Source organism: uncultured Microbacterium sp., from assembly GCF_947488465.1.
In the GTDB taxonomy this organism is placed as follows: domain Bacteria; phylum Actinomycetota; class Actinomycetes; order Actinomycetales; family Microbacteriaceae; genus Microbacterium.
Genome location: NZ_CANKZA010000001.1, coordinates 232,574 through 253,556, shown reverse-complemented (window position 1 = coordinate 253,556; position 20,983 = coordinate 232,574). Strand labels below are relative to the sequence as shown.

The 20,983-nt window shown below is 67.0% G+C and carries 15 protein-coding genes and 1 riboswitch; of the genes, 2 read left to right on the top strand and 13 right to left on the bottom strand.

What is annotated here, in order from left to right:
* Positions 1–90: 90 nt before the first annotated feature.
* The 10 genes from typA to Q0653_RS01120 all read right to left on the bottom strand — a co-directional run bounded on the left by typA (position 91) and on the right by Q0653_RS01120 (position 14,099).
* Positions 91–2,004, bottom strand: coding sequence for a translational GTPase TypA (gene typA / locus Q0653_RS01165; protein ID WP_298942002.1), 1,914 nt, complete (start codon positions 2,002–2,004; stop codon positions 91–93).
* Between the two features lie 174 nt (positions 2,005–2,178).
* Positions 2,179–3,858, bottom strand: coding sequence for an ABC transporter family substrate-binding protein (locus Q0653_RS01160; protein WP_298942000.1), 1,680 nt, complete (start codon positions 3,856–3,858; stop codon positions 2,179–2,181).
* 65 nt (positions 3,859–3,923) lie between these two features.
* Positions 3,924–6,050 carry an ABC transporter ATP-binding protein gene (locus tag Q0653_RS01155; protein ID WP_298941998.1) on the bottom strand — a complete coding sequence of 709 codons (2,127 nt, stop codon included), beginning with the start codon at positions 6,048–6,050 and terminating at the stop codon, positions 3,924–3,926.
* The gene (locus Q0653_RS01150; RefSeq protein ID WP_298941995.1) at positions 6,043–6,969 is read right to left on the bottom strand and encodes an ABC transporter permease; all 927 of its coding nucleotides are present in this window, start codon (positions 6,967–6,969) and stop codon (positions 6,043–6,045) included. The genes Q0653_RS01155 and Q0653_RS01150 overlap by 8 nt, the downstream gene beginning before the upstream one ends.
* 1 nt (position 6,970) lies before the next feature.
* Positions 6,971–7,954, bottom strand: coding sequence for an ABC transporter permease (locus tag Q0653_RS01145; protein ID WP_298941993.1), 984 nt, complete (start codon positions 7,952–7,954; stop codon positions 6,971–6,973).
* 239 nt (positions 7,955–8,193) lie between these two features.
* Entirely contained in the window at positions 8,194–8,760 is a 567-nt protein-coding gene (locus Q0653_RS01140; RefSeq protein WP_298741740.1) for a PH domain-containing protein, read from the bottom strand.
* 4 nt (positions 8,761–8,764) lie between these two features.
* Positions 8,765–10,447, bottom strand: coding sequence for an ABC transporter ATP-binding protein (locus Q0653_RS01135; RefSeq protein ID WP_298941990.1), 1,683 nt, complete (start codon positions 10,445–10,447; stop codon positions 8,765–8,767).
* A complete protein-coding gene (locus Q0653_RS01130) occupies positions 10,444–11,400 on the bottom strand; it encodes an ABC transporter permease (protein WP_298741743.1) in 957 nt (318 codons plus the stop codon). Before Q0653_RS01130 ends, Q0653_RS01135 begins: the two co-directional genes overlap by 4 nt.
* On the bottom strand, positions 11,390–12,319 hold the full coding sequence (locus Q0653_RS01125; protein ID WP_298741745.1) for an ABC transporter permease: 930 nt from the start codon (positions 12,317–12,319) through the stop codon (positions 11,390–11,392). Before Q0653_RS01125 ends, Q0653_RS01130 begins: the two co-directional genes overlap by 11 nt.
* 160 nt (positions 12,320–12,479) lie before the next feature.
* On the bottom strand, positions 12,480–14,099 hold the full coding sequence (locus Q0653_RS01120; protein WP_298941987.1) for an ABC transporter substrate-binding protein: 1,620 nt from the start codon (positions 14,097–14,099) through the stop codon (positions 12,480–12,482).
* A 161-nt stretch (positions 14,100–14,260) separates the two neighbouring features.
* Here Q0653_RS01120 and Q0653_RS01115 point away from each other — a divergent pair, with 161 nt between their 5' ends.
* On the top strand, positions 14,261–15,028 hold the full coding sequence (locus Q0653_RS01115; RefSeq protein ID WP_298941985.1) for a CPBP family intramembrane glutamic endopeptidase: 768 nt from the start codon (positions 14,261–14,263) through the stop codon (positions 15,026–15,028).
* Between the two features lie 261 nt (positions 15,029–15,289).
* Positions 15,290–16,255, top strand: coding sequence for a hypothetical protein (locus tag Q0653_RS01110; RefSeq protein WP_298941983.1), 966 nt, complete (start codon positions 15,290–15,292; stop codon positions 16,253–16,255).
* Between the two features lie 123 nt (positions 16,256–16,378).
* Here the strand turns inward: Q0653_RS01110 and gcvP are convergent, their stop codons facing one another.
* From gcvP to gcvT, 3 genes are read right to left on the bottom strand one after another with little or no spacing between them, the layout of a single operon-like run.
* A complete protein-coding gene (gene gcvP, locus Q0653_RS01105; RefSeq protein WP_298941981.1) occupies positions 16,379–19,237 on the bottom strand; it encodes an aminomethyl-transferring glycine dehydrogenase in 2,859 nt (952 codons plus the stop codon).
* Positions 19,234–19,617, bottom strand: a complete 384-nt coding sequence (gcvH, locus tag Q0653_RS01100) for a glycine cleavage system protein GcvH (protein ID WP_298941979.1) — start codon at positions 19,615–19,617, stop codon at positions 19,234–19,236. Before gcvH ends, gcvP begins: the two co-directional genes overlap by 4 nt.
* The gene (gene gcvT / locus Q0653_RS01095; RefSeq protein WP_298943086.1) at positions 19,614–20,711 is read right to left on the bottom strand and encodes a glycine cleavage system aminomethyltransferase GcvT; all 1,098 of its coding nucleotides are present in this window, start codon (positions 20,709–20,711) and stop codon (positions 19,614–19,616) included. Before gcvT ends, gcvH begins: the two co-directional genes overlap by 4 nt.
* 142 nt (positions 20,712–20,853) lie before the next feature.
* Positions 20,854–20,962, bottom strand: a riboswitch (glycine riboswitch).
* Between the last annotated feature and the right edge of the window lie 21 nt (positions 20,963–20,983).

Below are 20,983 nucleotides of genomic sequence, written 5' to 3'. Positions count from 1 at the left end.
GACAAGACACGCGCGAGCCGACAAGATCCCTGCGTACGGATCTCGTCGGCTCGCGCAGAACTATGCGGCTCGCGGCGGAGGCGAGGTGGGTCAGGCGCTGGCGTCCTGGCGCTTCAGTCGCGAGGCGTTGCGTCCGCGGACCGTCGCGTCGAGCTCGACCTTGCGGATGCGGACGACCTCGGGCGTCACCTCGACACATTCGTCGTCGCGCGCGAACTCGAGGCTCTCCTCGAGCGTCAGCAGACGCGGCGGCGTCATCGACTCGAAGGAGTCCGAGCTCGCGGCGCGCATGTTGGTGAGCTTCTTCTCACGCGTGATGTTCACGTCCATGTCGTCGGCGCGCGAGTTCTCGCCGACCACCATGCCCTCGTAGACCTCCTGCGTGGGCTGCACGAAGAACGACATGCGCTCCTGCAGGCCGATGATCGCGAACGGAGTGACGACACCCATCCGGTCGGCGACGATCGAACCGTTCTGACGCGTGGTGATCTGACCGGCCCAGGGCTCGTACCCGTGCGAGATCGCGTTGGCGATGCCCGTGCCGCGGGTCGTGGTCAGGAACTCGCTGCGGAATCCGATGAGCCCGCGCGACGGAACGATGAACTCCATCCGCACCCAGCCGGTGCCGTGGTTGGTCATGTTCTCCATGCGACCCTTGCGGTTCGCGAGGAGCTGCGTGATCGCACCCAGGTGCTCTTCGGGAGTGTCGATCGTCAGGTGCTCGAACGGCTCGTAGGTCTTGCCGTCGATCTTCTTCGTGACCACCTGGGGCTTTCCGACGGTGAGCTCGAAGCCCTCGCGACGCATGTTCTCCACCAGGATGGCGAGCGCGAGCTCACCGCGACCCTGGACTTCCCACGCGTCGGGGCGTCCGATGTCGACGACTTTGAGCGAGACGTTGCCGATGAGCTCCTTGTCCAGGCGGTCCTTGACCATGCGCGCCGTGAGCTTGTGGCCCTTGACCTTGCCCATGAGGGGCGAGGTGTTCGTGCCGATCGTCATCGAGATGGCCGGGTCGTCGACCGTGATCGCCGGGAGGGGGCGCACGTCCTCGGGGTCGGCGATCGTCTCACCGATCGTGATGTTCTCGAAGCCGGCGATGGCGACGATGTCGCCGGGGCCTGCCGACTCGGCGGGGTAACGCTCGAGCGCGCGGGTCTTCAGCAGCTCGGTGATCCGCGCGTTGCTGGTCGTGCCGTCGGCGCGCACCCAGGCGACCGTCTGGCCCTTCTTCAGCGTGCCGTTGAAGACGCGCAGGAGTGCCAGGCGACCGAGGAACGGGCTGGAGTCGAGGTTCGTGACCCAGGCCTGCAGCGGCGCTTCGTCGTCGTAGGAGGGCGCGGGCACGTGCTGGAGGATCGCCTCGAACAGCGGCTCGAGGTCGTCGTTGTCGGGCAGTGCGCCGTTCTCGGGCCGGTTGGCAGAGGCGGCACCTGCGCGGCCGGAGGCGTAGACGACGGGCACGTCGAGCAGCGCGTCGACGTCGAGGTCGGGCACGTCGTCGACAAGGTCGGATGCCAGGCCCAGCAGCAGGTCATGGGCTTCCTCTTCGACCTCCGCGATGCGGGCGTCGGGGCGGTCGGTCTTGTTGACCAGGAGGATGACGGGGAGCTTCGCTTCGAGCGCCTTGCGCAGCACAAAGCGGGTCTGCGGAAGCGGACCTTCACTCGCGTCGACGAGGAGCACGACACCGTCGACCATCGACAGGCCGCGTTCGACCTCGCCACCGAAGTCGGCGTGGCCCGGGGTGTCGATCACGTTGATGGTGATCTCTTCGCCGTCGGCGTGCTTGCCCTTGTACGTGATCGCCGTGTTCTTGGCGAGGATCGTGATGCCCTTTTCACGCTCGAGGTCGTTGGAGTCCATCGCGCGCTCTTCCATGTGCTCGTGCGAGCCGAAAGAGCCGGTCTGGCGCAGCATCGCGTCGACGAGCGTGGTCTTGCCGTGGTCGACGTGCGCGACGATCGCGACGTTGCGGAGGTCCGAACGGAGGGCGTGCGCCATGGAAGTGTCCTTGCCGAGTGGGGAGAGAAAGTCGATCGCTGTCCGCGGAAAACGCGAGACATGCGCACTTCAGCGTACCGCAGGCTTCCCTGAGGGTCGCCCGGATGCCGGGACACACGCGCACGGGGCGGACTCCCGAAGGAGCCCGCCCCGCGTTCTCGCGTGATCAGTCGATCAGCTGGTGGCCCAACCGACCGTGGTCCAGTCGATCGTCTCGAACTGGGTGGCGCCCCAGTTGACGAGACCGTCCTTGACCGCGTAGACGTTCGGCAGCGGCGCGAGCGGGAACATGGGCACGTACTCCCAGATCACGTCGTTGATCTCCTTGGCGATCTCGACGCGCGCGTCCGGGTCGAGCTCCGCGTTGACCTGGTCGTACAGGTCGCCGAGGCGGTCGTCGGTCGTGCCGGTGAAGTTCGACTCGGAGTCGAGCGGGTAGTACAGCGCCTCGGACGAGGAGATCGGGAACGGTGTACCGACCCATGAGAACGACACCATCTCGAAGTTGCCCGGGATGACGTAGTCGCTGAAGTACTGCTGCGCGGGCACGGTCTCCAGCTCCACCGGAATGCCGAACTCACCGAGGTCGGCCTGGACCTGCTCGGAGCGCTGGATGTTGGTGGCGGTGTCGGCCGGAACCGTGATGCTGAGCTCGAGCGCCTCGCCATCCTTGGTCCACGACTCGCCGTCCTTCGTGTAGCCGGCTTCCTCGAGGAAGCTTGCGCCTGCCTCGGGGTCGTAGGGCAGTGCCTTGTCTTCGTAACCGTTCTGACCGGGCATGAAGATGTAGTCGCCCTGCGTGACCGGCGGGGCGCCGACGGGGGTGTTCGCCGATGCGGCAATCCCCTCACGGTTGACGATCGAGGCCACGGCCTTGCGGACGTTGACGTCGGCCAGCGGGCCTTCCTTGGCGTTCATCGTGACGTGCGTCCACGTGAGACCACCCGAGGTCTGGACCTCGGCGTCGGAGCGGGTCTGCGCGGTGGCGTACAGGTCGGCGTTGGCCGAGATGTAGAGCGCGTCGATCTCGCTGTTGGCGAAGGAGGAACCCTGCTGGTCCTGGCTCACCGCCTTGTAGAGGACGGTCTCGAGCTTGGGCGTCTCGCCCCACCACGCGGGGTTGCGCTCGAGGGTGACGACCTGGCCGGTCGCGTCGATGTTCGAGATGCGGAACGGTCCCGATGAAGGCACGGCCTGCGTGCGGTAGCCGTTGTTGTAGGCCTCGGGGTCGCTGGAGATCGCCGCCGGCAGGACCGTGCCGAACAGCGACTGCCAGTCCGCGTACACCTGCGAGAAGGTGATGACGACGTCGAACTCATCGGCGCCCTGTTCGACAGAGGTGATGTCCTCGTATCCCGCGGTGGACGCCGGGGTGTAGGCCTCGTTGGTGCCATTCTGGGCCGCCCAGAACGCCTGGTAGTCGGCGACCGTGATCGGCGTGCCGTCTTCCCACACGGCCTCGGGGTTCAGCTTGATCTCGACGACCTGGGGGTCGTCGCCGGTGATCTCCGCCGAGGTGGCGTAGTTCTCATCGAGCACCGGCGTACCGTCTTCGCCGATCTTGAACGGGCCGCCGATGGTCGCCTCGGAGATGTCGACGGTGTCGGCCTCGTTCCCGTCGACCTCATTGGTGTTGAACTGCACGGGGAGCGAGCCCACCGCCAGGGTCAGTGTGCCGCCATCCTGGACCTCGGCGGCATCTGCGCGGACCCACGCGGTCGCGGGAAGCTCCGCGGCCTCGCTCGGTGCGCCGGTGGGGCTGGTCGTGTTGCCGGCTGCACAGCCTGTGACGATGAGCGCCGCAGCGCCGAGCATCGCCAGAGAGCCGAGCGCCTTGGCACTCCGATTTCTCATGTGATCGTTCCTCTCGATTGTTTCTGGGGGGCCCTTCGGCGCGTGGTGCCGCGCGCGGAGGGAGTTCAGGGGGTGGTGGCCGGTTCCGGCGCCACCGCGATGTCGACGAGCGCCGACTTCTCGACGTGGTGACACGCGACCCGCACACCATGGTGCGGCGCGAGGGCGGGATCGGTATCGCGGCACTGCGCCTGACGGGATTCGTCGAGCAGTGCGTAGAGCGGGCACCGCGTCCGGAACCGGCATCCGGTGATCTCCTGCGTCGGACTCGGAAGGTCACCCTGCAGCAAGATCCGGGCGCGCCCGCGCTCGATGCGCGGGTCCGGAATGGGAGCCGCGGAGATGAGTGCCTTGGTGTACGGATGCTGCGGGCTCCCGAACACCTCGGCGATCGGACCCTGCTCGACGACGGCGCCGAGATACATCACCGCGACGTCGTCCGCCATCTGCCGGACGACGGCGAGGTCGTGCGCGACGAAGACATAGGACAGGCCGAGTCGCTCCTTGAGATCCTCGAGCAGGTTGATGATTCCGGCCTGGATCGACACATCGAGCGCCGAGAGCGGCTCGTCGAGGACGATGACCGAGGGACCCGTGGCAAGGGCCCGGGCGATGCCGATGCGCTGGCGCTGTCCGCCGGAGAACTCATGCGGATAGCGGTCGGCCATCGCCGGGTCGAGCCCGACGAGCTCCAAGAGCTCCACGACACGCTGATCGCGGGCCTGCTTCGAGGCGCCCTGGACCAGGAGCGGCTCGCTGATGACTTCCCCGATCGGCAGCCGCGGATCGATCGCGCCCATCGGATCCTGGAAGACGATCTGGACGTCCTTGCGCAAGCCCTGCAGCTCTTTGCGCGAGAGCGAGGAGACATCCTTGCCGTGGATTGTGATCCGCCCGTGGTGGGGGCCCCTCATTTCCATGATCTCGAGGATCGTGGTCGTCTTGCCGCAGCCGGACTCCCCCACGAGGCCGAGCGTGCGACCGGGACGCAGTGAGAAGCTCACACCGTCGACCGCACGGACGGTGCCGATGCGACGCGGGAACACGGCACCCTTCATGAGGGGGAAGTGGCGCTTGAGGTCTTCCACCACGATGACGGGAGCGTCATCGGTCTCGGCGCGTGCATCGGCCGGCAGCGGCTCGGGTCGCGGGAACACGTCGCCGCGGTCGAGCTCACCGCGCGCGATCTCGCCGGAGCGGATGCAGGCGGCCAGGTGCGGCGGCTCCACCCCCGGTTCGTAGGCGACGAGGTCGGGTTCGATCGTGCGGCACTCGTCGATGGCGATCGGGCAGCGCGCCGCGAACGGGCACCCACGCGGGAGACTGCTGAGAGACGGCGGCCGTCCCTCGAGCGGCACCAGTCGCTGACTGCCGGCGGTCAGCATGTTCGGCACGGAGCGCAAGAGCCCGATCGAGTAGGGCATGTGCGGTTGGTGGAAGATCTGCTCGGTGCTACCGATCTCGACGAGTTTGCCGGCATACATCACCCCGACGCGATCGGCATGGCCGGCGACGACACCCAGATCGTGGGTGATGAGGACGACCGCGGCGCCCGTGATCTCCTTCGCGCGCTCGAGCACGTCGAGGATCTGCGCCTGGATCGTCACGTCCAGGGCCGTTGTCGGCTCATCGGCGATGATCACTTTGGGGTCGTTGGCGATCGCCATTGCGATCATGGCCCGCTGGCGCATTCCGCCGGAATATTCATGCGGGAACGCGCGGGCGCGCCGCTCGGCATCGGGGATGCCGACCACCTTCAGCAGCTCGACCGCCCGCGCCTCGGCGGCCTGCGCCGAGAGTTTCGAGTCGTGCACGCGCAACGCCTCGCCGATCTGCTGACCGACCGAATACACCGGGGTGAGTGCCGACAGGGGGTCCTGAAACACCATGGCGAGCTCTTTGCCGCGCACGCGGGACAGCTGGGCATCGTTCATCTCGAGGAGGGATCGACCTTCGAACTCGATCGCTCCGGCGACCTGCGCCGTCGAGGGCAGCAGCCCCATGACGGCGAGCGAGGACACGGACTTCCCCGATCCGGACTCGCCCACGATGCCCAGGAACTCCCCCGGGAAGATGTCGTACGAGATGCCGCGGACGGCCTTGACCGCGTCGGCACCGCGTTGCGGGAAGGTGACGCTGAGGTCCTTCACCGACAGGAGCGGTGTTCCGGTACGGGAGAAAAGTTCAGCCACGGTTCACTCCGGACGTGGGGTCGATGGCGTCGCGCAGCGCATCGCCGATGAGGCTGATCGCGAACAGCAGGATGATGAGCACCATGGCGGGGAAGACGAACAGCCAGGGGCGGGTGAGGGCTGCCGCCGTGCCGTCGGCCAGCAGGGTGCCGAGGGAGACGTCGGGTTTCTGCACGCCGAAACCGAAGTAGCTGAGCGATGTCTCGGCCATGATCGCCGACACGACGCCGAGGGTTGCGTCGATGATCAGCAGCGACGCGATGTTGGGGATGATGTGGCGACGCAGGATCTGCCCCGTCGGCATGCCCATGTAGCGCGCCGCCCGGACGAAATCGCGGTTGCGGAGCGACCGCGTCTGGCTGCGCACGACCTGCGCCATGATCATCCAACTGAAGATCGCCAGGAAGATCGTCAGTGCGACCCACGAGAGACCCTTATAGATGGGGCTCAGGAGCACCAGGATGAAGAAGGACGGAATCACCAGCAGAAGGTGCACGAACCAGCCGATGGACTTGTCGACCCAGCCGCCGAGGTAGCCGGCCGTTGAGCCGACGACGGCGGCGATCAGCGTCGCCGCGGGGCCGGCGATCAGGCCGATCACGAGCGACTTCTGCAAGCCGGAGAGGGTCTGGGCGTAGAGGTCCTGGCCGATGGCGTTCGTGCCGAACCAGTGGATCATCGTCGGACCCATGTTCATGTTCAGCGGGTCGCGCTCGGTGGGTGACCATGCGTAGAGCGCCGGGCCGATGAAGGCCCACACGATGATGAAGATGATGACGGCGGCACCGACCCAGAACCGCGGCATGCCCTTGAGGCGCAGCCACACCAGTCGGTTGCGCGACATCGGACGACGAGCGGGGCCGACGTCGTTCGCGGGGTCGAGCGACGCTTCGACGGCTTCCTCTTGTGCGATCGTCATGTCAGCTCCTCACTCTCGGATCGAGCGCGGAATAGAGGATCTCGGACAGCGTCGACGACAACAGCACGAGCACAGCGATGTAGAGCGTCGACCCGGCCATCACGTTGATGTCGTTCTTGGTCACCGCTTCGAGCGTGAATTGACCCATGCCCCGCCAACTGAAGACGATCTCGAGCATCGCTGAGCCCGCGATGAGCGTGCCGAAGCTGTAGGCGAAGAACGTGGTCATCGGGATGAGCGCGATGCGCACACCGTGACGGACGAGGGCGGTGTTGCGCGGCAGCCCCTTCGATCGCGCCGTCCGGATGTAGTCGGCCCCGAGCACATCGAGCATGACGCTGCGCTGATAGCGCGAGTACGAGGCCGCGCCGATCAGTGCCAGGGCGATCGTGGGCAAGAGGAGATGGATGGCGCGGTCGAGTGCGAGGTCCCACCACGACCCCGAGATACCCGCCGTGTACTCGCCGGTGAAGCGGATCACCTGCGATCCGATCAGGTTGTTGAAGGCGGTAGCGGCGATCATGAGCAGCACGCCGATGACGAACGTCGGCATTGCGAAGACGAGGAACGAGGCGTACGTCACGATCTGGTCGCTCGCGCGGTACTGCCGCACCGCACCCCAGACGCCGAGGATGACACCGAGGATCGCGCCGATGATGGAACCGATCAACAGCAGGCGCAGGCTCGCCCCCGACCGAGCGACGATCTCTGCCGTGACCGATTGGCCGCCCACGGTGGTGCCGAGCGAGAACTGGGTGAACAGCCCCACGAGCCAGTCCCAGAGGCGCACAAGAACCGGGACGTCGGGGTTGACCCCCATCGCGTTCAGCGATGCGTCGATCGAGGACTGCGGTGGCCGCGGGTTCATGCCGTAGAAGCGCTCTGCCGGGTCGAGGATGACGCTCGCGAGGATGTACGCCAGACACGTGGCGACCAGCGAGAGGATCGTGTAATTGATGAACCTGCGGACGATGTAGAGGGTCACGAGGCGGCACCCGGGTTCCCGGGAGCGGCGGCTGTTCTCTGCACGGATCTTCTTTCGTCCAGCAGTCGCCGCCTGGTGGGCCGCGACTCAGTGATTCGCCGGTTGATGTACCCGGTGAATAGACCCTAACCCGGCGATCATCGGTGAACGCGAGCCATCGGGAGTCTTTGCAGGACCGTAACATTTCGTGACCTGCACGCAAAATGCATGAGATTCCGGCGCCACAGGCATCAGTTCGATCACGCTGGACCGCCCGTGATCACCACCGCGACAAGCGCCCACACGACGATGATCGCGAGGGCGACGAGCCCCCGCAGGTCCCAGGAACGAGTGGGCTCGCCGCTCGGGGCCCCGGCATCCACCGCCGCTTCCCACCGTCGCTTGATCGTCTCGACCTCGTGCAGCGCGGGTGGTTCCCGGCGGGCGCCATCGGCGCGCGTGCGGCTGGGGCGTCCTGGCCGGCCGGCGACGGGACCGCCGAAGGCCCTGAGCTCACGCCCTTCGCCGAAGACGAAGACGACCTGGTATCGCAGGCGGATATCGGACACCGTCCCCCACGGCACGCGGGTACGGCGGAGAAAGTTCTGCACGGTCACGGCACCGGCATCCGTCTCGATGACCGACGCGTACACGAACAGATAGACGAACCACACCGCCAGCAGCACCCACGGCGCAAGGAGGAGCGTCTCCCCCCATCCGGCACGAAGCACCGCGTCGCCCAGAAGAAAGAGCGCGACGACGCCCGAGACGATCATCGCGATCGTCCCGGACGGCGCGCGCAGCACATCCCGTCCGTCGGAGCTCACCGAGTCAGTTCCCGCCCAGCGGGATCGAGGCTCCGGGGATCGCGTCGAGGAGACGCCGCGTGTATTCCTGGGTCGGTCGGGCGAAGATCTCGTCCACGGTGCCCTGCTCGACGACGCGACCCTTCTCCATGACGCACACGAGGTCGGCGGCCACACGGACCACGGCCAGGTCGTGCGTGATGAACAGGTAGGTCAGTCCGAGCTCCGACTGGAGCTCCGCCAACAGCTCCAGGATCTGATCCTGAACGAGCACGTCGAGTGCCGAGACGGCTTCGTCGAGGATGACGATGTCGGGCTTCAGCGCCAGTGCCCGGGCGATCGCGACACGCTGTCGCTGCCCACCGGAGAGTTCGTTGGCGTATCGCGACGCGAGCGCCTGCGGCAACGACACCTGGTCGAGCAGCTCCCGCACGCGGGCACGGCGCGAAGCGGTGTCACCGACCTTGTGGATGTTCAGCGGCTCGGCGATCGTGTTGCCGATATTGCGCATCGGGTCGAGCGATCCGTAGGGATCTTGGAACACCGGCTGCATGCGGCGGCGGAGGTCGAACAGCGCGCGCTTGGACAGCCCCGATACGTTCTCGCCGTCGATCTCGATCGTGCCGGACGTCGGCGCCTCGAGCGCGAGCACCATCTTGGCCACCGTGGACTTGCCCGAGCCAGACTCGCCGACGAGCGCGAGCGTCTTGCCGCGCGGAATGTCGAAGGACACACTGTCGACCGCGCGGAACGGCGTGCTCCGGAAACTGCCCTGGCGGATCTGATAATCCTTCGTCAGATCACGCACACGCAGCGTCGGCGGGATGCCGGCGACATCGGCGGTCGTTTCGATACCGCGGTCCTCGGCTGTCGCCTGAATCCGCTGCGACGCGATCGACGGAGCAGCCGCCACGAGTCGTTGCGTGTAGGGGTGACGCGGGTTCTGGAGAATCAGCCGGCTCGGACCCGATTCGACGATCTCACCGTCCTTCATCACGATGATCCGCTCGGCGCGCTCGGCCGCGAGACCCAGGTCGTGGGTGATCAGGAGCACCGAGGTGCCCTTCTCACGCGTGAGCTTCGCCATGTGATCGAGGATCACGCGCTGAACGGTGACGTCCAGTGCCGAGGTCGGCTCGTCCGCGATCAGCAGCTTCGGGTCGGCGGCGAGGCCGATGCCGATGAGGGCGCGCTGGCGCATGCCGCCGGAGAACTGGTGCGGATACTGGTGCATCCGCTTGTCGGCGTCGGCGAGGCCGGCCTGCTTCAGCACCTCGACCGCCCGCGCTTCGATGTCGCGCTTGCCGGTGGCGATGCCGTTGGCGCGCACGGCCTCCTTCACCTGGAACCCGATCGACCACACCGGGTTCAGGTTCGACATCGGATCCTGCGGCACGTATCCGATCTCACGTCCGCGCACCGACTCCATCTGGCGCCTGCTGTACCCGGTGAGTTCTTCACCGTCGAGGAGAATGCTGCCTTCGGTGACATGACCGGTTCCGGGGAGGAGGTTCACGACGGCGGATGCCGTGGTGGACTTTCCCGAGCCCGACTCCCCCACGATGGCGACCGTCTCGCCGGGGAAGATGTCGAAGCTGACACCGTGTAGCACTTCGCGGGTGCCGGACTGAGAATTGAACGCAACGCGCAGGTCGCGGACGCTCAGCAGCGGTTCACGGGAGATCTCGCGGGGAGTCGTATCGCTCATCGGCGGGCCCTCGCTCTCGGGTCGAGGGCATCGCGGATCAGCTCGCCCAGAAGGATGAATGCCAGCACCGTCACGGTCAGAATGATCGACGGGTAGATGAGCGCCATCGGTGCGATGCGCAGCGACTGCTGCGCATTGCTGATGTCATTGCCCCACGACATGACGTCGCTACCGAGTCCGACGCCGAGGAAGGACAGCGTGGCTTCCGCCACGATCGCTCCCGCCAGGCTCAGGGTCGTGATGACCAGCAGCGGCGCGATCGCGTTCGGCACGACGTGTGTGACCATCGTCATGAACCGCGACTGTCCGAGTGCCCGCGACGCCGTGACGAAATCGGCCTGGCGCACGCGCAGCACTTCGGCGCGCACGACGCGAGCGGTGGATGCCCACGCGAAGCCGCCGATCGCGAACGCGAGGGTGAACTCGTTCCGGTTCGTCGAGAAGACGCTCATCACGACGACCGCCGCGAGGATGTAGGGGATCGAGAAGAAGATGTCGCCGATGCGGGAGAGCAGCGAATCGAGCCATCCCCCGTAGAAACCGGCATACGCCCCCATGATGAGGCCGATCGTCGTTCCGATAAGGGTTGCCAGCAGACCGACGACGAGCGAGGTGCGGGCACCCCACACCATGCGCGCCCAGATGTCACACCCGAGGAACGTGAACCCGAGCGGGTGACCCTCAGCCGGCCCACCGTTGCTGTTGGCGAGCAGGCAGTTGTCGTTCGGCGGCGTCTGGGTGAACAGCGTGGGCCAGACCGCCATCAACAGCACGATCGCGACGACGACCAGGCTCCCCCAGAAGGTGGGACGACGACGCAGGTCCTGCCACGCGTCCGTCCAGAGGTTCGAGGGCTTCTCATCGACGCGCACGGCGTCCACGACCAGGGTCGCATCCTTGATGGGGGCGACGAAGTGGTTTCGACCTGTGGGGTCGTTCGCATCACTTGACATAGCGGATCCTCGGGTCGAGCAGGCCGTAGAGCAGGTCCACGAGCAGGTTGACGATCACGTAGATGATCACGAAGACGGTCACGAACGAGACGACCGTCGGACCTTCGTGCTTCTGAATCGCCTGGAAGAGAGTGTTGCCCACACCGGGGACATTGAAGATGCCCTCGGTGACGGTCGCGCCGACGAGCAGCACGCCGAAGTTGGTGGCGGAGTTCGTGATCACCGGGATGAGGGAGTTCCGCAGCACGTGCGTGGGGATGACGCGACTGCGCGACATGCCCTTGCTGTAGGCGGTGCGCACCCAGTCCTGGTTGAGCGTGTCGATGACGGACGAGCGCATGAGGCGCATGCTCGTCGCGTAGAGGCTGAAGCCCAGGACGATCGCCGGCAGCCACAGATCACCCCAGTCGTTCTGCGCGCCGACCGTGGGCTTGAACCAGCCCCACTGGATCGCCAAGAAATACTGGGCCAGGAAGCTGAAGACGAAGATCGGGATCGCGACGAACAACAGCGCGATCACCAGCATGGTGTTGTCGAAGATCTTGCCCTTGCGCAGCGCCGAAACGGTGCCGATGATGATCGCGAGGGTGAACTCGATCGCGATCGCCATGATCGCGAGTCGGCCGGTGACGGGAAGCGTGCGGGCGAGCACGTCGTTCACGGACTGACCGGAGAAGGTGATGCCCAGGTTTCCCTGGAAGATCCCGGTGATGTAGTAGAAGTACTGCACGATGAACGGCTGATCCAGGTGATAGCGCTCACGGATCGCCTCGAGCACCGCCGGGTTCGGCGTCTTGTCGCCGAAGAGGGCGAGGATCGGGTCGCCGGGCAAGGCGAAGACCATGAAATAGATGAGCAACGTTGCCCCGAAGAACACAGGTATCACCTGTAACAGGCGTCTGAGGATGTAACCGAGCATCCTCTCTCCCTCCACGCAATGGGGCGCTGCGCGACGCGATCGTCGCGTCCAAGAGCGCCCTCTAAAGTATCGTCCCTCGTCCGCGATGTGCGCGCGAGGGCTGGCCGGACAAACCGCGAGGCGGTGACAGAAGTCACCGCCTCGCGGGCTGCGATCGGGATTACTTGGTGATCTGGTGGTACAGCGGCACCGAGTTCCAGCCGAACTCCACGTTCTCGACGCCCTCGGCGAAACCGCCGGAGACGTTCGAGTACCAGAGCGGCAGAACCGGGAGGTCCGCGAGCAGGATCGACTGTGCCTCCTGGAAGTCGGCGTTGGCCTCTTCCGGGTCGGTCGCCGAGATGCCCGACGACAGGAGCTCATCGAACTCAGGGTTCGAGTAGTCACCGTCGTTGGAGCCGGCGTTGGTGGCGTACAGCGGGCCCAGGAAGTTGTAGAGACCCGGGTAGTCCGCCTGCCAGCCGGTGCGGAACGCGGTCTGGATCGTGCGACCCGTGACCTCGGAGCGCAGCGACGCGAAGTCGACGTACGGAGTGCCAGACGCCTCGATGCCGAGCGTGTTCTTGATCGAGTTGGCGACCGCGTCGACCCACGTCTGGTGTCCACCGTCGGAGTTGTACGCAATCTGGAACGAACCAGTCCACGGCGAGATCGCGTCGGCCATGGCCCACAGCTTCTTGGCCTCGTCGGGGTTGTACGCCAGAACCTCGGCGCCTTCGAGGCTGTCCGACCAACCCGCGATGACCGGCGACGTGAAGTCGCTGGCGGGGGTACGGGTGCCCTGGAAGACGACCTCGGTGATCTCTTCACGGTTGATCGACATCGAGATCGCCGCGCGACGCAGCTTGCCCTCGTCGCCCGAGAAGTGCGCGAGGCGCTCCGGGATCGCGAACGACTGGAAGATGGCGGCAGGCTGGTTGACCGCACGCTCACCCAGCTCGTCCTCGAACGTCGCGAGTGCAGACGGCGGGACGCCGTCGATCACGTCGACGTTGCCACCCTGCAGGTCGGCGTAGGCCGCTTCCTGCGTGGCGTAGAAGATGATGTCGAGACCGGCGTTCTGCGCGGTACGGCCACCCGTGTAGTCCTCGTTCTTGACGAGCGAGATCTGGACGTCGTGCTGCCACGCATCCTCGGACGCGAGCTTGTACGGGCCGTTGCCGATCGGGCTCTCGCCGAATGCGGCCATGTCCTCGAACGCGACGTCGGGCAGCGGGTAGAAGGCCGAGTAGCCCAGGCGCAGTGCGAAGTCGGAGGCCGGCTTGTTGAGCGCGATCGTGAAGGTGTAGTCGTCCACCTCGACGAGGCCGGTGAGCTCGGAGTCCTCGTCGTAGCTGAAGCCCTCGATGTCCTCGAAGAAGTAGCTCGAGAGCTGCTCGTTCGAGAGCGTCGCGCCGTAGTTCCAGGCGTCGATGAAGTTGTGGGCCTGGACCTCGGTGCCATCCGTGAAGGTCTGGCCTTCCTTGATCTTGACCGTCAGGTTCTGCGCGTCGTCGACGGTGATCGACTCGGCCATGTCGTTCTGGGGCTCGCCCGAAGCGTCGTAGTAGACCAGGCCGGCGAAGATCTCGTCGAGGATCTTTCCGCCACCGGTCTCGTTCGTGTTGGTCGGAATGAGCGGGTTCTGGGGCTCAGAACCGTTCGTCTTGATGATGGCGGTGCTGGCTCCGCCCTCCGACGCGCTCGGGGTGCTGCTGCCGGTACCGGCGCAGCCGGCGAGAGCCAGCCCTCCGGCCACGAACAGCGCGATGCCCGCGAGGGCGATCTTGTTGCGCTTCAACTTATCCTCCTGTGCAAGGGTGATGCGCCCACAGCAAACTAGGGACAAGCTGGGGCGCGGATAGGGAAACACTAAGCATCTACGGCGCCTTGGTCAAAACTCCCGCGCAGAACGTTACATACCCTTAACTCAATCTCGCGTTCGTGTGGCAATCTGACAAGGTGCAGCAGCATCCCTCTTCGGTTTCACGTTCGCGGCTGTGGTGGGAGATCGCGATCGTGCTCGCCCTGTCGGTGGGACGCTCGGCGGTGTACTCCGTTCTCTCGCTCGTGGAGGCGCTCACCCGGGAGGAGTCGCTCGGGGATCAGTCGACGTCGCTGAATCCGGGGGCAAACGCGCAGGCCTTCTGGGACGTCGTGAACCAGATCGTCGGCCAGGTGTTCGCGTTCGCGCCGATCGCGCTGGCGATCTACTTCTTGTGGGAGCCCGGGGTCTCGGCTTTCCGCCGGATCGGGCTGGACCTCCGCCGGGTGGGCTCCGACCTCGCGCGGGCGCTGTTGCTGGTGGTCGTGATCGGCCTCCCGGGGCTCGGGTTGTACGCCGCCGGCCGGGCGCTCGGCATGACGGTGCAGGTGGATGCATCCCCACTCGACCCGTCGTGGTGGACCATTCCGTTGCTGCTCCTCGCGGCCCTCCGCGCCGGGCTCACCGAGGAGGTCATCTTCATCGGATACCTCTTCGACCGCCTCCGCCGACTCGGGTGGGGCACGTGGACGATCATCCTGTCGACCGCCGCGCTCCGCGGTGCTTACCACGCATACCAGGGGTTCGGACCGATCGTGGGCAACGTCGCGATGGGCATCGTCTTCGGCTGGGCGTATCACCGCTGGGGCCGCGTCATGCCCCTGGTGCTCGCGCACGTGCTGATCGACATCATCGCCTTCATCGGCTACCCCCTCGCCGCCGAGTGGTGGCCCGCCCTCTTCTGACCGGCATCCCCCCACCCCGCCGCCGCCCCCCGCGTCCCGCCCGCGTTCCCGCCGCGTCCCCGCCGCGTCCCGCTCCGTCCGCGAGACACCTTCTGTGCGCCGAGACACCGGGTACCTACGGACGTCTCGGTGCACAGAAGGTGTCTCGCAGTCTGGCGACGTGCTCCGACCGAGATATCCACAGGGGCGGGTTGCGGCGAGTTGTCCACGAGAGGGTGCGTGGAGCGCCCGCGCGGGGACGGGATCGGGTGTGATCGCAGGATGCCGACCATCACTGTCGAAGAGATCACCCCCTCGCCTGTGCCGCTGCTGCGCCGTGACGAGCACGCGCACCTCGATCGCGCGGTCCGCAGCGGCGAACTCGCCCGCGTGGCACGCGGCGTATATGCACCACGCGAGCTCTGGGCGAACCTGCCGCCGTGGGACCGATATCTGAGCCGCGTGCACGCCGCCGCCTCGCGGTATCCCCATGCGGTTTTCGTCCGCGATTCCGCAGCGGCACTCCGGGGACTACCGGTGTTCGGCGAACCCGCCTGGGTGCACGCGATCAATTCCGGGGCGGCACCGACCCGGCGGGTGGGAGATGTCATCTTCCATTCCGCCGAGCGGATGCCGCAGCACGAACAGCGGGGAGGTATCGAGGTCGCGACGATGGCCGAAGTCGCAATCGACGCGGCTCGATTGCGGCATCCGGCCGTCGGCCTTGCCATCGTCGATGCGGCGTTGCGGCGCACACCTGACCTGTCGACCGGGAGGTTGCGGGCGCTCAGTGAGACGCATCCATCGTCGCGGGGGCGAGCGCGTGCGCGTTGGGTGATGGACCGCGCCTCGCCGACACCGGAGTCACCTTTGGAATCGGTGAGCCTGGCCGTCATCGAATGGCAGGGGTTTCCGCCGCCGCAGTGTCAGGTCTGGTTCCGCGGCGGCGGAGACGATGATCGCGTCGATTTCGCGTGGCCGCAGTGGGGCATCGCGGGTGAAGCGGATGGGGAGATCAAGTACAGCGGGGAGCTCGGGGACGCGCGAGGGGCTCTGCGCGCCCGCGGCATTCGCGATGCGCGACTGATGCGTCGTGGCATCTCGACGATCCGACACTGGGGTTGGCAAGATCTGGTGGCGCCCGACCTGCTCCGCACGATCCTCGCCTCAGCCGGGCTGCCCATCATCCGCCCCGCTGCAGCGGGCCCCCTCCGGACCCTCGCCGCCGCTCTCCGCGGCGCCCCCTGAACCCTGCCTCCCTCGGCCGCGAGACACCTTCCGTGCGCCGAGACACCGGATGCCCGCGCGTGTCTCGGTGCAGGATGGGTGTCTCGGCGACCAGGGGGGTGCCAGGGGGGTGTCAGGGGGGTGTCAGGCGAAGGCCTCGGGAGGGGGGCAGGCGCAGACCAGGTTGCGATCGCCGTAGGCGTTGTCGATGCGGCGCACGGGGGGCCAGTACTTCGTGCGCACCAGGGTGTGCACGGGGTAGACCGCCTCGGCGCGGGTGTAGGGATGCTCCCACTCCCCCTCGATGACCGCCGATGCCGTGTGCGGAGCGTTCACGAGCGGATTGTCGTCTGCGGGCCAGCGTCCGCCGGCCAACGCCACAGCCTCACCGTGGATCGCGATCATCGCCTCGATGAACCGCTCGATCTCGCCGAGGTCCTCCGACTCGGTCGGCTCGACCATGAGTGTCCCGGCAACGGGGAACGACATCGTCGGCGCGTGGAAACCGTAGTCGATCAGGCGCTTGGCGACATCGTCGACCGTGACCCCGGTCTCCTCCCGGAGCGGCCGGAGGTCGAGGATGCACTCGTGCGCGACGAGCCCGCCCTCCCCCGCGTACAGCACCGGGTAGTGGTCCCGAAGACGCACGGCGATGTAGTTCGCGGCGAGCACGGCTGCGCCCGTCGCCGACCGCAGACCCTCGGCGCCCATCATCCGCATGTACGCCCACGAGATGGGCAGAATGGATGCCGACCCATACGGCGCGGCCGAGATCGGCCCGCCGTCGAACACGAACCCGCCCGCGTGCTCGGCACGCTGCGCGAGCGGATGCGATGGCAGGAACGGCGCGAGGTGCGCCTTGGCCGCCACCGGACCGACGCCCGGGCCGCCGCCACCGTGCGGGATCGCGAACGTCTTGTGCAGGTTCAGGTGCGACACATCGCCACCGAGATCGCCGAAACGGGCGAAGCCGAGAAGCGCGTTCAGGTTCGCCCCGTCGACATACACCTGACCGCCCGCGTCGTGGACGGCCGTCGTGATGTCGACCACACCCTGCTCGTATACGCCATGCGTCGACGGGTAGGTGATCATGAGGGCCGCGAGATTCGCGGCGTGCACCGCGATCTTCGCCCGCAGATCGTCGAGATCGACGTTGCCGGCTTCGTCGCACGCGACGACGACGACCTTCATGCCGGCCAGGACCGCGGATGCCGCGTTCGTGCCGTGTGCCGAAGACGGGATCAGGCAGACATCGCGATGCGTGTCACCCGCCGCGTGGTGGTATCCGCGGATCGCGAGAAGGCCCGCCAGCTCGCCCTGCGACCCGGCGTTCGGCTGCAACGCCACCGCGTCGTAGCCGGTGACTTCGGCAAGCCACGACTCGAGCTGCTCGATCATGACGAGGTAGCCGGCGACGTCCTCGAGCGGAGCGAACGGATGAATGCGCGAAAACTCCGGCCAGCTCACGGCGGCCATCTCGGTCGCCGCGTTGAGCTTCATCGTGCAGGAACCCAGCGGGATCATGCCGCGGTCAAGCGCGTAGTCGCGGTCGGCGAGCTGTTTGAGGTAGCGCATCATCGCCGTCTCCGAGCGGTGCGTGGTGAAGACCGGATGCGTGAGGAACTCATCCGTCCGCCGAAGAGCGTCGGGCAGGTGAGTGAGCCCCCCGCCGGCAACGAAGCCGAACGCCCGCTGGGCCGGTCCGCCGAAGACCTGCACCAGGTGGTGGAGGTCGGAGACCGAGGTCGTCTCGTCGACCGAAATCCCGACCGAGTCGCTGTCGCGGAACCACAGCTGATAGCCGCGCTCCCGCGCGGCGGCGACGATCTGCTCGGCATGACCGGGCGTGCGGACCACGATCGTGTCGAAGAACTCGTCGTGCAGACGCTCAGCCCCGGCATCGGCGAGCCACTGCGCGAGCAGCCCAGCCTTGCCGGCGACATCGGTCGCGATCTGGCGAAGTCCGTCGGGCCCGTGGTAGACGGCGTACATCGACGCCATGACGGCCAGCAATACCTGTGCGGTACAGATGTTGGAGGTCGCCTTCTCGCGGCGGATGTGCTGTTCACGGGTCTGCAGCGACAGCCGATAGGCAGGGTGCCCGGCGGCATCCACCGAGACCCCCACGAGACGACCCGGGAGTTGACGCTCGAGGCCGGCGCGTACGGCCATGTATCCAGCGTGCGGGCCACCGAATCCCATCGGCACGCCGAACCGCTGCGTCGTGCCGACGGCGATATCGGCACCGAGCGACCCCGGTGAACGCAGCAGGGTCAGCGCGAGAAGGTCGGCCGCGACGACGACGAGGCCGCCCTGGGCCTGAACCGCGGTGATCACGTCGGACGGATCCCAGACCCGTCCGGACGCACCGGGGTATTGGATGAATGCGCCGAATGCCTCGGCGGCGGCGCCGTCCGCGAAGTCCGTCACGACGATCTCGATCCCGAGGGCCGCCGCGCGGTGCGCCAGCAGCGCGCGCGTCTGCGGCAGCGCGTCGGCGTCCACAAGGAACACGTTCGAGCGCGACTTCGAGGCGCGACGGGCGACCAGCATCCCCTCGACGACGGCCGTGGACTCGTCGAGCATCGACGCGTTCGCGGTCTGCAGGCCGGTGAGGTCGGTGACCATCGTCTGGAAGTTGATGAGCGCTTCGAGGCGCCCCTGCGAAATCTCGGGCTGGTAGGGCGTATACGCCGTGTACCAGGACGGGTTCTCGAGGACGTTCCGCTGGATCACGGACGGCGTGATCGTGTCGTAGTACCCGATCCCGATCATCGAACGCGCGACGCGATTCTGCGACGCGAGATCGCGGAGCTCCGCGAGCGTGTCGGCCTCCGATGCCGCGGGCGGAAGAACCGAGTCGATCGTCGGGTCGACATGAATGGATGCCGGGACCGCCCGCTCGACGAGCGCCTCGACGCGGTCGTAGTCCAGGGCCTCGAGCATCTGCCGCTGGGCAGCTGCGTCGGTCCCGATGTGGCGTTCTGCGAACGGAGCGCTCACGCCTCGCCGCCCGTGAGTGCGACGTAGGCATCGCGATCCATCAGAGCGTCGATGTCCGCGCCGTCCACACGCACCTTGATGAGCCAGCCCTCGCCGAACGCGGAGGCGTTCACGAGCGACGGGTCTTCGACCACGGCGTCGTTGATCTCGACCACCTCACCGGTGAGCGGCGCGTACAGCTCGCCGACCGACTTGGTCGACTCGATCTCGCCGCAGACGTCGCCCGCGGTGACCGCCGTGCCGACGGCGGGCAACTCGACGAAGACCACATCGCCGAGCTTGTCGGCGGCGTAATCGGTCACCCCGATCGTCGCGACGTCGCCCTCGAGGGCGATCCACTCGTGCTCGTCGGTGTAGTGAAGCGAAGTCAGGTCGGTCATGTCGTCCTCCGGTAGAAAGGCAGTGCGGTCACAGTGGCGGGGATGCGGGTGCCCCGCACATCCAGGAAAAGTTCGGTGCCCACGGCGGCGTGCTCGGGGGCGACGTAAGCCATCGCGATGGGATGGCCAAGAGTGGGGCTGAGCGCGCCAGAGGTGATCTCACCGACCGGAGCGCCCGCGGCATCCACCACGGCGTAGCCGGCGCGACCGGCGCGGCGTCCCTCCGCGACGAGGCCGACGAGTACGGGGAGGCCGTCCGGGGCAGCGGCGAGAGCCTCCTTGCCGGTGAAGTACTCCTTTTCCATAGCGACGACGCGGCCGAGTCCCGCTTGCGCGGGCAGGATCGCGGTCGAGAGCTCGTGGCCGTGGAGGGGCATGCCCGCCTCGAGACGCAGCGTGTCGCGGGAGGCGAGGCCCGCCGGGACGAGGCCGAGCGGCGTCCCCGCCTGCAGGAGCGCGTCCCAGAGCGCGGGTGCGAGGGCGTTCGGCACCATCAGCTCGAATCCGTCTTCGCCGGTGTACCCGGTGCGGGCGACGAAGAGCTCCTCGCGGGCGTAGGTGCCGCCGAGCCAGGCGTAGTAGCCGAGATCGGAGAGCCCGTCGACGATCACGCCCTCAGTCGCCGCGACGATCTGCTGCGCGCGCGGACCCTGCACCGCGATCAGCGACATCTCATCGGTGATGTCGCTGATCGCGATGTCGCCGAAGAACCGGTTCAGCGCCGCGGCCACCTTGGCGCGGTTGCCGGCGTTGGAGATGATGAGGAAGTCCTCCGCGCCGCGCCGGTAGACGATGACGTCGTCGACGATGCCCCCTGTCTCATCGAGCAACAGCGAGTATTTCGCCTTGCCCACCTTCATGGTGGAGATGCGGCCGGCGAGCATCGCGTCGAGCACCGCGCCGGCCCCGGCGCCGGCGACCGTGAACTCGGCCATGTGCGAGATGTCGAACAGGCCCGCGGCCGTGCGGACCGCGTGGTGCTCCGCAAGGTCGGAGGTATAGCGCACCGGCATCGACCAGCCACCGAAGTCCGTGAACGAGGCGCCGAGGGCCTCGTGACGCGAGGCGAGCGGGGTGGAGCGAAGATCTGACACGAGTTCTCCCGGGATCGGGCGGGCGGATGCCGAGGACTCGGCATCCGTGAACTCCCCCTCTGTCATGAGCCTGAGAGTTTCACCCGCGCGAGCGCGGGCTTTCACCGTCGGCGGATGCCGCAGCATCGCTTTTCAGAGTGGCCGGACGTGAGCGGTACGCGGACCTGAGAGATTGGCGGGGAGGCTTGCTCCTTCGGTGCCCGGCGCCATCCCACGAGGGTCGGATGCCGGAGCTCTCCCGCACACGTCATGCGGCCTGTCTTCAGTTGCCC

What these genes read in the sequence shown, in the direction of transcription:
- typA (WP_298942002.1), bottom strand. Translation starts at nt 2,004, where the DNA reads ATGGCGCACGCCCTCCGTTCGGACCTCCGCAACGTCGCGATCGTCGCG.
- Q0653_RS01160 (WP_298942000.1), bottom strand. Translation starts at nt 3,858, where the DNA reads ATGAGAAATCGGAGTGCCAAGGCGCTCGGCTCTCTGGCGATGCTCGGC.
- Q0653_RS01150 (WP_298941995.1), bottom strand. Translation starts at nt 6,969, where the DNA reads ATGACGATCGCACAAGAGGAAGCCGTCGAAGCGTCGCTCGACCCCGCG.
- Q0653_RS01135 (WP_298941990.1), bottom strand. Translation starts at nt 10,447, where the DNA reads ATGAGCGATACGACTCCCCGCGAGATCTCCCGTGAACCGCTGCTGAGC.
- Q0653_RS01130 (WP_298741743.1), bottom strand. Translation starts at nt 11,400, where the DNA reads ATGTCAAGTGATGCGAACGACCCCACAGGTCGAAACCACTTCGTCGCC.
- Q0653_RS01125 (WP_298741745.1), bottom strand. Translation starts at nt 12,319, where the DNA reads ATGCTCGGTTACATCCTCAGACGCCTGTTACAGGTGATACCTGTGTTC.
- Q0653_RS01110 (WP_298941983.1), top strand. Translation starts at nt 15,290, where the DNA reads ATGCCGACCATCACTGTCGAAGAGATCACCCCCTCGCCTGTGCCGCTG.
- gcvH (WP_298941979.1), bottom strand. Translation starts at nt 19,617, where the DNA reads ATGACCGACCTGACTTCGCTTCACTACACCGACGAGCACGAGTGGATC.